At 52.6% G+C, this 14,641-nt stretch carries 6 protein-coding genes and 4 pseudogenes; 6 read left to right on the top strand and 4 right to left on the bottom strand.

The window, feature by feature from the left end:
• Nucleotides 1–6: 6 nt before the first annotated feature.
• The 3 genes and pseudogenes from JCM16496_RS01155 (at nt 7) to uxuA (ending at nt 4,662) form a co-directional block, all read left to right on the top strand.
• Nucleotides 7–2,452: pseudogene (locus JCM16496_RS01155) on the top strand (glycoside hydrolase family 2 protein).
• A 75-nt stretch (nt 2,453–2,527) separates the two neighbouring features.
• Nucleotides 2,528–3,338: pseudogene (locus JCM16496_RS01150) on the top strand (SDR family oxidoreductase).
• A gap of 151 nt (nt 3,339–3,489) precedes the next feature.
• Complete coding sequence (gene uxuA / locus JCM16496_RS01145; protein WP_025831731.1) at nt 3,490–4,662, top strand: mannonate dehydratase; 1,173 nt, start codon at nt 3,490–3,492, stop codon at nt 4,660–4,662.
• 241 nt (nt 4,663–4,903) lie between these two features.
• Here uxuA and JCM16496_RS01140 read toward each other — a convergent pair whose 3' ends face one another.
• From JCM16496_RS01140 to susR, 4 genes are all read right to left on the bottom strand, one after another.
• Nucleotides 4,904–5,590: an MIP family channel protein gene (locus JCM16496_RS01140; protein ID WP_025831729.1), complete on the bottom strand. Its 687-nt coding sequence runs from the start codon at nt 5,588–5,590 to the stop codon at nt 4,904–4,906.
• Between the two features lie 266 nt (nt 5,591–5,856).
• Entirely contained in the window at nt 5,857–8,082 is a 2,226-nt protein-coding gene (locus tag JCM16496_RS01135) for a glycoside hydrolase family 3 C-terminal domain-containing protein (RefSeq protein WP_025831727.1), read from the bottom strand.
• Between the two features lie 490 nt (nt 8,083–8,572).
• The gene (locus JCM16496_RS01130; RefSeq protein WP_025831725.1) at nt 8,573–9,823 is read right to left on the bottom strand and encodes a glycoside hydrolase family 5 protein; all 1,251 of its coding nucleotides are present in this window, start codon (nt 9,821–9,823) and stop codon (nt 8,573–8,575) included.
• 430 nt (nt 9,824–10,253) lie between these two features.
• Complete coding sequence (susR, locus tag JCM16496_RS01125) at nt 10,254–11,846, bottom strand: SusR family glycan utilization regulator (protein ID WP_025831723.1); 1,593 nt, start codon at nt 11,844–11,846, stop codon at nt 10,254–10,256.
• A gap of 106 nt (nt 11,847–11,952) precedes the next feature.
• Here susR and JCM16496_RS01120 point away from each other — a divergent pair.
• The 3 genes and pseudogenes from JCM16496_RS01120 (at nt 11,953) to JCM16496_RS01110 (ending at nt 14,635) form a co-directional block, all read left to right on the top strand.
• A pseudogene (locus tag JCM16496_RS01120) lies at nt 11,953–13,135 on the top strand (DUF5009 domain-containing protein).
• Nucleotides 13,135–13,716 (top strand): epoxyqueuosine reductase QueH, encoded by a 582-nt coding sequence (locus JCM16496_RS01115; protein WP_025831721.1) that lies wholly within the window; start codon nt 13,135–13,137, stop codon nt 13,714–13,716. The pseudogene JCM16496_RS01120 and the gene JCM16496_RS01115 overlap by 1 nt, the downstream one beginning before the upstream one ends.
• 14 nt (nt 13,717–13,730) lie before the next feature.
• Nucleotides 13,731–14,635: pseudogene (locus tag JCM16496_RS01110) on the top strand (alkaline phosphatase family protein).
• The last annotated feature ends 6 nt before the right edge of the window (nt 14,636–14,641 follow it).

Here is a 14,641-nt window from a genome sequence, read left to right as displayed (position 1 = left end):
CCCTATATGAAGACACTCAAAAACATACTCTGCCTATTGCTTGCCTGCCTATGGGCAAACAGCATTTCCGCCCTCATCCCCACCGACCGCAAACAACGCCTTACGACGGATTGGGAGTTCATCCGTCAGGACATGGGCAGCATCTGGGAAGTGATGCGCCCCGTGCCCGGAGCCGGAAAGCCCGAAGCCGTCCCCCTCTGGCAGAAAGTCACCCTGCCCCATTGCTTCAACGCCGAAGATGCGGTGGATCCCTACACGAACTACTACCAAGGTGCCGGATGGTATCGCACCACCCTCCACATAAACAGCCCTTATCAAGACGGGCGCATCTACCTGGAGTTTGAAGGCGCGGGACAGAATACCGAAGTCTACGTCTACACCACCCTTGTGGCCTCGCACACTGGTGGATACGACGAATGGAAAGCCGACATCACGGAGGCTGTGGAACAGTTCCGCTCCAACCCCGCCTGCCGTGAACGCTTCGGTGGGAAGATACCCGTCGCCATCCGTTGCGACAACAGCCGCGACACGGAAACGATTCCCTCCGACATGTCCGACTTCAACCTCTACGGAGGTCTCTACCGCTATGTCAACTTGGTTTATACCCCTGCACATTCCATCGGGCAAGTGCAGATAAATGCCCGGACAACTCCCGGCGACAAGCTGGGCAAGGTGGAGTGGCAGGTCACTACCGAACGTCCCCTCTCCGCCTCCCCGTCCGAAGGGGTGCCTGAACTGAGGATTACCGTCCTCTCGCCCGAAGGAAGGAAGATTTACCAAGACACCTACCCGCTGCAAGACACCTGCCGCGCCTGGTTCGCCCTGAAAAGCCCCACGCTCTGGAGTCCCGACAGCCCCGCCCTCTACACCCTCCAAGCCCAACTCATTGCGGGAGGCACCGACACCTTGCTGACCCACACGGAGCATTTCGGCTTCCGCCACATCCGCTTCGAGGAGAAAGGACCTTTCTACCTCAACGGGCAACGGCTGTTGCTACGCGGCACCCATCGCCACGAAGACCACGCCGGGGTAGGTGCCGCCCTCACCGAAGAGATGATGATTGCCGAAATGAAGCAAATCAAGCAATGGGCGCCAACTTCATCCGCCTGGGGCACTACCAGCAGTCGGAAATCATCCTCCGCCTCTGCGACGAACTGGGGCTTCTGGTGTGGGAAGAGATTCCTTGGTGCCGTGGCGGACTGGGCGGCGAGAAGTACCGCGAACAGGCACGCCGCATGCTCACCAATATGATTGACCAGCACCGCAACCACCCCTCCGTCATCCTTTGGGGCATGGGCAACGAAAACGACTGGCCGGGCGACTTCGAGGAGTTCGACAAAGACAGCATCCGCGCCTTTATGAGCGAACTGCACGACCTCTCGCACCGTCTGGACCCCACCCGTCCCACCGTCATCCGCCGTTGCGACTTCTGCCGCGACATCGTGGACGTGTATTCCCCCAGCATCTGGCAGGCTGGTACGGGCGGCGCTTCCGCAACTACCGCGAGATGGAACAAGCGGGCTTCGAGAACGTGCCCCGCTTCATCCATGCCGAATGGGGCGGCGACAGCCACGCCGGACGCCACGCCGAGGAACAAATGACAAAACACGGCTCCTCCTTCGACATCGAAGCGGGCGACCGCAACGGCGACTGGAGCGAATCGTACATCGTCCGCCTCTTCGACTGGCACCTGAAAGAGCAGGAGCAGATGCCCTGGCTCACCGGAAGCGCCTTCTGGACCTTCAAGGACTTCTCCACCCCGCTACGCCCGCTGAACCCTATCCCCTACGTCAACCAAAAGGGCGTAGTGCAGCGCGACGGCACACCCAAAGAGAGCTACTACGTCTTCCAAAGCTACTGGAGCCAGGAACCGATGCTACACATCTACGGACACTCCTGGCCTGTGCGGTGGGGCAAGGCGGGCGAGGCGAAGGAAATCCTCGTTTACTCCAACTGCCCCGAAGTGGAACTCTTCGTCAACGGCATCTCCTTAGGACTGAAAAAGCGCGACAGCCAAGACTATCCCGCCGCCGGATTCCACTGGAACGCCGTGCTGAAGGAGGGAGAGAATGAAATTGAAGCCATCGCCTACCGCGACAACAAGCCCTGCCTGCGCGACAAGATACACCAAACCTACCAGACACAGCCTTGGGGTGCCCCCGCCCAAATACGCCTGACACAGGCCAAGGTGGATGAAGAAACCGTACTGGTACAAGCCGAACTGTTGGATAAGGACGGCATCCCCTGCCTCGACGCCTGCCACTTCATCGAATTCGGCTGCACGGACAGCGAAGCATTGCTCCGAAACCAGGGAACCGCCCACGGCTCGCAACTCCTGCAAGCCGCCAACGGACGGGCAGGCATCTACGTCAAGAGCCACGTCCCGGTAGTGGTAAGCGCCCGCTGCAAGGAAGAAATATGCGGCACTGCCTTCATTTCAGTCGGAAAATAAGGAGAACTATAAAGAGAATTCCATAATTTTGCAATATCGAACCGAAAAGATACAAAATCAGTAGATAAAAAACGTATGAAAAACCTATTCGACATCAAAGACCGCGTGGTGGTCATCACCGGCGGAACGGGCGTATTGGGCAAATCCATCGCCCTGCACCTCGCAGAGGAGGGTGCCAAAGTAGTCATCCTGGGCCGCAAAGCCGAAGTGGGCAACGCCCTTGTAGAAGAAATCAAGAAGAACGGCGGCGAAGCCATGTTCCTGACAACCGACGTGATGAACCGCGAACTGCTGGAACAGAACCTGGCCGATATTCTGAAAGCCTATGGCCGTGTGGATGCCCTGCTGAACGCAGCCGGTGGAAATATGCCGGGTGCCACCATCGCGCCTACGGGTACATTCTTCGATTTGAAGATAGAAGAGTTCCAGCGGGTGCTTGAATTAAACTTGACCGGAACCGTACTGCCTACACAAGTCTTCCTCAAACCAATGGTGGAGCAGAAGGCAGGCACTATTGTCAACTTCTCCAGCATGCTGCTTTCCGTCCCATGACACGTGTAGCCGGATATGCCGCCGCCAAAGCCGGCATCTCCAATTTCACAGCTTTCATGCTACGGAAGTTGCCAAGAAGTTTGGTGAAGGCATCCGTGTAAATGCCATCGCACCCGGATTTTTCCTCACGGAGCAGAACCGTACCCTGCTGACGAACCCCGACGGCAGCTACACGGAACGCGGACAAGACGTCATCCGCCAGACTCCCTTCGGACGTATGGGCCGTGCAGAAGAGCTTTGCGGAACCATCCAATACCTCATCAGCGATGCTTCCAGCTTCGTGACAGGTACAGTGGCTGTAGTGGACGGAGGATTCAACGCATTCGCGATGTAATTACTTGCAAAAACTGAATACTCAACAATTAAGTTTCAGAAGTCCTGCACAATAAAGCAAGGCTATTCGATTCCCCTCCTCCGGGGAGGAGAATTAAGTTGCTCTATTAAACAATTGAAGAACTTCCGAAACTACTTAAAAACTCAAACCTATGATTCTTTGTGAACAAACCTGGCGCTGGTACGGTCCCAACGACCCGGTAAGCCTTTGGGACATCAAACAAGCCGGAGCCACCGGCATTGTAAATGCCTTGCACCATATCCCCAACGGAGAAATATGGACAGTAGAGGAAATCAAGAAACGGAAAGAAATGATCGAATCCGTCGGCCTGCGCTGGTCTGTAGTAGAAAGTGTACCCGTACACGAACATATCAAAACCCAAACCGGAGACTTCCAGAAGTATATCGACAACTACAAGGAAAGCCTCCGCAACCTCGGCAAGTGCGGCATCAACATCGTCACCTACAACTTCATGCCTGTGCTGGACTGGACGCGTACCGACCTTGCTTACGAACTACCCGATGGCAGCCGCGCCCTGCGCTTCGAGCGTGCCGCCTTCATCGCCTTCGACCTCTTCCTGCTGCGTCGTCCCGGTGCGGAAGCCGAATACACCGACGAAGAGAAAGCACGCGCCCGCACCCGCTTCGAACAGATGACGGAGGCAGACAAACAACTGCTCATCCGCAACATGATTGCCGGACTGCCCGGCTCGGAAGAAAGCTTCACCCTGGAACAGTTCCAGCAGGAGCTGGACCGCTACAAAGGCATCACTCCCGAGCGCTTGCGCAGTAACCTCATTTACTTCCTCCGCGAAATCTGTCCCGTGGCCGACGAAGCCGGGGTAGAGCTGGTGATTCATCCCGATGACCCACCCATGTCCATCCTCGGCCTGCCGCGCATCATGAGTTGCGGTGCCGACTTTCAGGCCTTGATTGATGCTGTGCCCAACAAGAGCAACGGCCTCTGCCTCTGCACCGGTTCGCTGGGCGTGAGCAGTGCCAACGACTGTGCCGCCTTGATGCAGCAATTCGGCGACCGCATCAACTTCGTCCACCTGCGCAGCACCCAACGCGATGCCGAAGGCAATTTCTATGAAGCCAACCATCTGGAAGGGGATGTGGATATGTACGGTGTGATGAAAGCCTTCCTTGAGCTACAGCAACGCCGCGGTGTCTCCATCCCGATGCGTCCCGACCACGGGCACCAGATGGTGGACGACTTGAAGAAGAAGACCAACCCCGGCTACTCCTGCATCGGCCGCCTGCGTGGACTGGCAGAGCTTCGTGGACTGGAAATGGGGATTGCGAAATCGCTGTACGAATAAGACACAAGTATATCAAGCATAAGGAAAGAAATAGGATGTGCCCAAAGCACATGAACGCTTTCATGATGTTACAATATTAGAAGGCGCGGATTACGCGGAATAGCACGGGCTCAGTAAAACAAGTCCGTGAAATCCGCGTAATTCGCGCCTAAAAGAAAGAGTTAAGAGGGTTTTGGCACACACCCTCTTTTATAAGTTTCTGTCATCAGCCGGCCTTTCTCAAGGTACTGTCTTCCGGCATTTATTTACCCTCTTTTGCAGCAAGCACTTTCCACACAACAGCACTCAGCGCGGCACCCACAAACGGGGCCACAATGAACAGCCACAACTGGGAGAGCGCCTCGCCACCCTGAAACAGTGCCGGGCCGATGCTACGGGCAGGATTGACGGAAGTTCCCGTGATAGGAATACATACAATGTGCACCAATACCAGAGTAAGGCCAATGGCCAGCCCGGCAAGATTGCCCGCCCCCTTCTCGGAGTCCGTAGAGCCTAAGACAACCAGCACAAAGATAAACGTGAACACAGCCTCTGCAATGAATGCCTGCAACATCATTCCGTCAGCGAACCCATTGGAACCGGTAGCCGTGGGGCCTCCATGAGCACCCGTAGACACCAATGCATAAAGAATGGCAGAGCCGATAACCGCCCCGATAACCTGGAACACCATATACATGGCTGCATCTTTCCCACTCATCCTGCCGGACAACAGAACGCCCAGCGTAATGGCAGGATTAATATGGCAGCCGGAGATTCCTCCGATAGCATAGGCCATTGCCACAACAGACAAGCCGAAAGCAAAAGCCACTCCCAACGTTCCGACACCTGCACTTACCGCCCCCGCCGCGCTTCCGGCAAAGACAGCACTACCACATCCCATCAGGACAAGAACCATTGTCCCGACCATTTCTGCTAAATACTTCTTCATGATAATTTTTATTAAACATTGATTTCTGCAAAAATAAGTATAAAAGATGAAATACCCCCAAGCCCGGCCATGAAAACTTATCGTTTACCGCAAAACATCGCCGGTTTAACTCATCATCCGGTTGCTTTCATCATATAGTCACAAAAGCCAAGAGGCAACGGACATAGAATATGGAGGTTTACAAAAAAAGGGTGCAACCTCACGGCCACACCCTCCATCTACACAATCTTTGATAATAACCTAAGAGGAAACTTTATTTCCCGACATTATTTCAATTCAAAAGGAACCGTTCCCTTGATATCGGTTGCCGAAGCGGCAACGATGGCCTCGAACTTGCCCGGCTCGGCCACCCAGGCGTGCCGGGCGTCGTCGAAGAAGCTAAGAGCTTCCTTATCAATAGTGAATGTAACTTCCTTGGTTTCGCCCGGAGCCAGCTTCACCTTTTGGAAACCTTTCAACTCCTTGATGGGACGAGGCAGAGAGGACTTCTTGTCGCTGATGTACAGTTGGACAACCTCCTGCCCTTCGCGTACTCCGGTATTCTTTACAGAAACCTTCACAGTCAGCGTACCATCGGCCTGCATGGTCTTGCTGTCGGCTGTCGGTTTGCCATATTCAAAAGTGGTATAGCTCAAACCGTGGCCGAAGGGGAACAACGGTTTCACCTTCTTCTGCTTGTCGGCCCAGCGGTAACCTACAAAGATACTTTCATTGTATTTGATGTCGATGATGTCCTTGCTCCGCTTGCCGGTATATTCACCCAGGCTGTGGGCCGGGCAATCCTCCAACTTCACGGGGAAGGTAAACGGAAGCTTTCCGCTGGGATTCACATCCCCCATAAGAATAGCGGCGAGAGCACTGCCGGCTTCGGAACCCAAATACCAGTCCTGAACAATGGCAGGCACTTCGTTCACCCAAGGCATGGCAATGGCATTGCCGGAGATGTTGACAACAATCAGATTCTTGTTTGCCTTTGCCAGTGCAGAGATAACGGCATCCTGACCGTAGGACAAGCCCAGACCTTCGCGGTCGGAATCCTCGCAGTCCTGGCCATTACTCTTGTTCAAACCGCCGATGAAGATTACATAATCGGCATCCCGGGCCTCTTTCACGGCTTCGGCTATCAGTTCTTCGGGAGTGCGGTCATCCTTCAGGTTCTGTCCGGTCACCACACCGTTGTACTCACCGCTTGCATCGCCCACATAGCCACGGGCATACACCACCTCGGCCTTGCCAGCCACGCGCTGCTTGATGCCATCCAGCGGAGAGAGCTCGCGCTGCACCTTCAGTGAAGAACTACCGCCACCTACGGTCATCATCTTGATGGCATTTTCGCCCACTACCAGAATCTTTTTAGTCTGGTCCAGGTCTATCGGGAGCACATTGCCCTTGTTCTGCAACAGTACGATGCCCTCCTCACCGATGCGGCGGGCAGCCTCGTAATGCTCCGGAGAGAGCATGCTTCCCCACGGACGGTCGGGATTCATTACTGTACGGAAGATAAGGCGCAGGATGCGGCGTACCTTGTCGTCCAGCTCCTTGGTGCCTACCTTGCCCTCGCGGATAAGCTTCAGATAAGGAGTGGCCAGATAATAATTATCGTATGCATTGCTGGTGCCTTGCGAGAGTCCGTTGGTCCAGCTGCCGAACTCCATATCGAGTCCGTTGGTGATGGCTTGCGGAGTGTCGTGCGTGCCTCCCCAGTCTGAGATGACTACGCCGTCGAATCCCCATTCGCCTTTCAATATATCGTTCAGTGTGTATTGGTTGTGACAAAGATGCTGGCCTTTGTAAAGGTTGTAGGCACCCATGATGCTCCACGCTCCACCTTCCTGCACGGCCATCTTGAATGCAGGCAGATAGATTTCATAAAGGGCACGGTCGTCCACAATCACGTTGGTGGTATGGCGGTTCACCTCGTGATTGTTCAAGGCAAAGTGTTTCACGCAGGCGGCTACGCCGTTCTGCTGTACGCCCTGGATATAAGGCACCACCATCTTTCCGGCCAGGTAAGGGTCTTCGCCCATATACTCGAAGTTACGTCCGTTGAGGGGTGTACGGTAAATGTTGATACCTGGACCCAGGATGACAGACTTGTTGCGGTAGCGCGCCTCTTCACCCAGGCTCTGTCCGTAGAGCAGGGAGATTTCGGGATTCCAGGTCGCTGCCAGGCAGGTCAGTGCAGGGAAAGCCACGCAGGAGTCGTTGGTGCATCCGGCTTGTTCCCACTCGTCCCACAACACATCGGGGCGTACGCCGTGGGGACCGTCATCCGTCCATACATCAGGAATACCCAGACGGGGTACACCTGCACTGCTGAACTTGCTTTGCGCATGGGTCAGCTTTACTTTCTCCTCCAGAGTGAGACGACTCAAGGCGTCTTCCACTCTTTCTTCAATAGGTTTGCTCGCGTCCAGATAGACGGGCTTCTGCTGTGCCGAAAGAGGTAGCACGACAGCGGCGAGAGCCAAACCGAATAATACTTTTTTCATTGTTCTATGATTAATAAATTAATATGTTTCAAGATGATAACATCCGGCATACAAGGGAATAGGACTTAGCCCGGCACGTATAGGGACTGAGTATCTCACGGTCGTATAGTGAGAGGTCACAACATGGGGATGTTGTTTCTGAAAACATCCCCATGTTTTACCCTAAAACACCCGGATGTTTTACCCCAATACATCCCCATGTTTTGGTATAAAACATCCGGGTGTTTTGGGTACTCAGTCCTATGATGTGTATAGCTAAGTATATATCCTTGTTATGCCAAGTATATATACTTACTATGCTAAGGAAGCTGTGCCAAAAGAAGAAAAAGGAACGCAAATTACACGAATTACACAAATAAGATTTCTATAGAGTGTTTATTATCCGCATATTATCATTCTGCAAATTTGTGTAATTCGTGTAATTTGTGTTCAAATATTCATTATGACACATCCTCATGCATACGCATCATTCTCACTAAAAAAAGGCTCCTTATTTCATCCCCAACGACCGGATGTAGCCTTCCTGCACCACGCAATTCTTCAGTTTGCATGCTTCAATGAAGTCCGTCATCGCCTTGCGGGACATAGCCTGCTCGGGACGGGCATCACGGATTTCCTTATAGGTGGCACGCGGCGCTTCGGAGAAGTAGACGACATTTGCCCAGTTCTCCGGCGGAGTGATGCCGACGAAGGAAGAGCCGTCCATCTTCTTGTAGGGCCAGAAGGTATAGCCGATATTGTTCTCGCGCATCGTCTGGCAGAAGGCGGCCTGCCATTCGTCCGTATTATGGCCAATCTCGCCCATGTACATAGGCAGGTTCACACTGTCGCGGAAGTTGATGATTTCCTGGATGGCAGCTTTGGTGGGTTCGCCTCCGTAACGGTGGCAGGTATACATAATCTTGTCGTCGAACTTAGAATCCTTGAAAGGCTTGAAATTACCGTTCCATTGCGAGCCGCCCAGCAGGATGATGTGGTTGTTGTCCACCTCACGGATGGCGGCTACACCTTTCTTATATACATCTTCCAGCTTTCCATTGAGTTCCTCCATGTTCTCGAAATAAGGGGCAATGGGTTCATTGAAGAGTTCGTAACCGAGAATGACCGGTTCGTTCTTGTAGCGGTCGGCTATCCGGCGCCAGATGTCACAGTAGAGTTGCTGGCTGGCTTCACTGTCGAACAGCCAGGGATAGCCGTAACTGTCGTCGATGTTGTCGCCAGTCTGTCCGCCGGGAGCGTCGTGCATGTCGAGGATGAGATACAAGTCCGACTCGCGGCACCAGTCCACAAGGCTATCCACGCGGGCAAAGCCGTCCTGGGCAGCAGTCAGCCCCATATAGTCCTCGTCTGTAAACAATTTGTAATGGAAGGGCAGACGGATGGTGTTGGCACCGGTGCTCTTGATGAACCGGATGTCCTCGCGCGTTACATAATTGTCCTTGAATGCCTTCCAGAAGTCGGCCGTAAAGTCCGGTCCCACCAGCTGGCAGAACATCTCATTGATGAAACGGCCGGAATTGGTCTTGTTAAACTTGAACATGTATCCTTCCGGATTCAGCCAATTACCCAGATTGGTACCCATAATAAAGAGTTTGGTTCCGTCGGGCTTTATCAAGTCCTGGCCCTGAATGGTTACGAAGGCATCCGAAGTTACTTCTTCTGCCGCTTGTTTCTCACTGCATCCCGTAAAGCCCAAAGACAGCAAGGCAATGGAAATGCTTGTCGCTAATAAATGTTTCATGGTAATTATTGGATTATAGTAAGTAGATGTTGAAATTTAGTTTATATCATAGTAGTATCTCAAATTCCCCTCCTCCGGGGAGGAGGGGTGCCCGTAGGGCGGGGTGGTAGAGAGCATAAGGCTATAAATATATGGCAATCTTTCTTGTGTGTATCGCTACCACCTCCCCCTACGGGTACTCCTCCTCCCCGGAGGAGGAGAATTCAGATACTACTATGGATATAAACTAAATTTCATCATTTACTTATTAGTTGCGATATTCGTTTTTACTTCCCCAAAGTTAGGAAAGATAAGAATACCCCGCACCGGCGAATTGGGAATAGGTGGAGAATAGAAAGAAAAACAAGAATATAAAAAGCTAAAAACCAACAATATAAGAACAAGCAGAGAAAGCTAAAAAGTGGATTCAGAAAGTCTGTTTGACGTATTGTCAACGTATCTGCATCAACCTCATTTCGAAGTCTTCGCGCGAAATACGTGCCTTGTTCTTCACTTTGGCGCGGTAATTATAGATGGTGTTTACGGAATAACGGAGGAATTCTGCAATCTGCGAACTGTCGTCGATACCCAGACGAATCAAGGCAAAAATACGAAGTTCCGTATTGAGCAATTCACCTTTACGGAGCACGATGCGTTCTTCCGGTTGCAGCAGGTCATTGAATTTATCGACAAAATCGGGAAAAAGATGCAGGAAGGCGGTATCAAAGTTTTCATAGAGCTCCTTCAATCCGGTGTCCAGCACTTCACGGGAACGTACCATTTTCAGCAACTCATCCATCTGCCCGGCAGAGATTTTCTTGTTGACCATCCGCCGGTAAGTATCCAGACGGTTGATGTAGATGGAGCAGAGGTTCATGAAACGGCCCACATACTCCTCCTTGATATTGTTTGACAGTTGCAGCTGCTCGTTGGCCTGCTCCAAATTATTCCGCGCGGCAGAGAGGCGACGCATCTGCCGGTAGATAAAGACCACTGCCACGACCAGCAGCACAATCAGAGCACTGATGAGCCAGAGATACAATCGGAGCCGGTCGTTCTGCTGCTCGCGCATGGCTTGGTAGGTAAGGTCTATCAGCGAAAGGATACCCGCAGTCTGGAGGCTGCGGCTACGAGCATTGTACCGGTTGGTCTCGTCCCACGAGAAACGGATGTAGCGATAGGCATGCTCCATATCTCCTTCTTCATAGAGAAGTTCCGCCAGATTCCAGAGTGAGGCATGATCCGTGATGCTCAAGCGGATATCAGTAAGTGCGGACAAAGCGAGGTAGCGCTTCTCTTCCTCCCGGTTCCCAAGCTGGCGGTAGAGCAATGAGCGCTGATAGGTCACCAGTGCGTACTCGGGAGTATTGGGTCCGGCATGTGCCAGACGCGTGTCATTGATGCTCAAGGCTTCGTCCAGGTGGCCGGCAGCAGCCTCCCGCGTTTCCATACGTTCCAGGTAGAGGGGGGACGAAGGGGGAAGTACCTGCATCAGAGAGTCGTCATAGCTGGTAGCCAATGCTTGGTAGCGCACCTTGAAAGGGGTGTCCAGCGTATAGAAGCCCAGTTCCGTGTAAAGTTTATGATAGCAATTGTAATAATCCGGCAGCAGATGGGCGGGAAGGGAAGATTTGTCCGTCTGCCTCAAGAGTTCGGTGGCTTCCTCGTACATGCCTGCCGAAGCCATCAGGTGGGCAAGCTCCAGCCTTGTTTCGAGTGCTGCATTCCGTTGGCCACGGTGCTCTGCCCAATCCAGATTGACATGGAGATAATGGATGGCCGAGTCGCAGACGTATGCCTTGTACTCCTTATAAATTTCCCCATTCCATCGGAAAAAAGAGATATTGGCGGTATCGGCATCCAGCAATTGGCGTTTCAGCCGGGCAATGCGTCCTTCGCGCACGACAACATAATGCTGGTGCGCCTCGATGGCCTCATCCAAAGAAGCCGTCAGTGCGGCAAAAGACGATGTGCCGGCAGCAAAGGCCATACCTTGCCATGCCACGATGGCGAGAAAACAAACAGTGAATAATCTCCTTTCCATGACAATAAAGATAATGCAAATATAGCAAGAAATCCTGCAAAGCAGTAGCATCGGAAAGAATAGTTTCCTATATTTGCGTCCTGAACCCCCAAACAAATTACCTATTATGAAAAGCTTAACACCCCAACGGATTGCCGCGGTAGACGTATTCCGCGCACTCACCATGTTCCTCATGCTCTTTGTCAACGACATTCCCGGACTGAAAAACGTCCCCCACTGGCTGATGCATGCAGGATAGACGAAGACATGATGGGATTCTCCGACACCATCTTCCCTGCTTTCCTTTTCTGCATGGGCATGTCCGTATCCTTTGCCATACAAAACCGGTATAAAAAGGGAGACAACACCCTGCAAGTCGTGGCCCATATCTTCTGGCGGACAGTGGCACTGATTGCATGGGACTGTTTTCACTGAACAGCGGAGGCATCGAAGGCGGCCTCTCACATCAATGGTTTTCCATCCTGATGGTCATCGGCTTCTTCCTCACCTGGGGGGTATATCCCAAAGCGGAAGGAACGAAAATGGTCCTTTTCACCGCAATGAAAACAGCAGGCGTGCTTCTGCTTGCTTTCCTCGTCATCTACAAGGACATGAACGGGAAACCGTTCCAGATAAGCTGGTGGGGCATCCTCGGACTTATCGGCTGGACGTATGCGGTATGTGCAGGCATCTATCTGTTCACCCGGGAGAACCTGCGGAAGAATGCCATTGCCTGGTTCGTGGTCGTATTGCTTGCCGTAGTCAGCCATTCAGACCTGATACCGGGAGAGTACGGCAGCCGGATTATCCTGCTTCCCTTTATCCCGAGTGACTGGACACTGCATGCATTCGGTATGTCCGGCGTACTGACCTCCCTGCTCATGCAGCGTTATGCCGACCGGGAACAGCCGGGACGATTCATCGGCATGCTTTGTGCCCTCGGCGTAGGAATGCTTGTCCTTGCCCTCGTCTCACACCCGTTCTGGATTATATCCAAAATACAAGCCACGCCGACATGGTTGTTCTACTGCCTCGCCATGTTCTTCCCGCTGTTCGGTTTCTTCTACTGGCTGACGGACGTGAAAGGCAAGACCAACTGGTTCGATATCATCAAACCTGCAGGTACGGCAACGCTGACCTGCTATATTATTCCTTACATCTGGTATGCTGTCCAGCAACTGCTGCATCTGCACTATCCCGAGACATTGGGAAGCGGTGTACCGGGGCTGCTCAAGTCCCTCGTGTTCTCGCTTGTCATTGTATGGCTGACCGGTCTGCTGGTGAAAGGAAAGATTAAACTAAAAGTATAATGTTGAAAGTTGAGACACCCAACGGTGACAACAAGGTGCTGCTGCATTCGTGCTGCGCACCTTGTTCTTCCGCCATCATCGAGTGCATGCTGGCCAACGGCATACGCCCGACCGTATTCTACTGCAATCCCAACATCTATCCGCAGGCAGAATATGAGATAAGGAAAAACGAGGCTATCCGTTTCGTAACCTCCAAAAACATCGATTTCATCGATGCAGACTATGATTATGCACACTGGTTACATACCATGCAGGGCCTGGAGCATGAACCGGAACGCGGCAGCCGCTGCCTGAAGTGCTTCACTCTGCGCCTGACAGAGACAGCCCGCTACGCCTCCGAGCACGGTTTCTCCGTATTCACCACCACCCTTGCCTCTTCGCGCTGGAAAAGCCTGGAACAAATCAATGAAGCAGGACGCCGTGCCGCCGCGCTCTATCCGGGTACCCTCTTCTGGGAACAGAATTGGCGGAAGGGCGGGCTCCAGGACCGGCGCAACCAACTGCTGAAAGAGTATGATTTCTACAACCAACAGTATTGTGGCTGTGAATTCAGCATGCAACGACTGGAAAAGAACAGATAAAAACTAAAGAAAACATGAAGAAACTGACTTTTACATTACTCATCGCCGTGGCAGCGGTATGCCTCTTTTCAGTTCCCTGCAATGCCAAGGGAAAAGCCAAACACGTAGTTTTCATCGGTCTTGACGGCTGGGGTGCCTATAGCCTCCCCAAAGCAGAGATTCCCCACATCAAGCAACTGATGGCAGACGGTTCTTATACATTAGAAAAACGGACTGTACTCCCCTCCTCCAGCGCCGTCAATTGGGCAAGCATGTTTATGGGGGCCGGTCCCGAATTGCACGGATATACGCAATGGGGCTCCAAGACTCCCGAACTTCCGTCACGCGTATTGAACCGACACGGCATATTTCCCACCATCTTCCAACTGCTGCGCGACGCCCGGCCGGAAGCGGAAATAGGCTGTCTGTATGAGTGGGACGGCATCAAATACCTTGTAGACACTCTTGCCTTAAGCCACTATGCGCAAGCGCCCGACTACAACAAACATCCCGAAGCCTTATGCGGTATGGCAGAAAAGTATATCAAGGAGAAACGACCGACCCTTCTTGCCATTTGCTTTGACAACCCCGACCACGTAGCCATCAAGCCGGACACGATACTCCTGAATATTATGCCAAACTGAAAGAACTCGACGGTTATGTGGGCCGCATCATCCAGGCCGTTACAGAGGCAGGCATGCTGAAAGAAACCATCTTCATCGTTACTGCCGACCACGGCGGCATTGAAAAAGGACATGGCGGCAAGACCATGCAGGAAATGCAGACTCCCTTCATCATCTCCGGAAAGAACATAAAGAAAGGAGGCGAATTCCACGAAAGCATGATGCAGTATGACGTTGCCTCGACCATTGCCCACATCTTCGGGCTGAAACAGCCACAAGTATGGATAGGACGTCCTATGTTGCAGGTTTTCAAATAAAAAAAG

The organism is Bacteroides rodentium JCM 16496 (assembly GCF_000614125.1).
Classification (GTDB): Bacteria; Bacteroidota; Bacteroidia; order Bacteroidales; family Bacteroidaceae; genus Bacteroides; species Bacteroides rodentium.
This window is presented reverse-complemented; position numbering and strand designations above follow the sequence as displayed.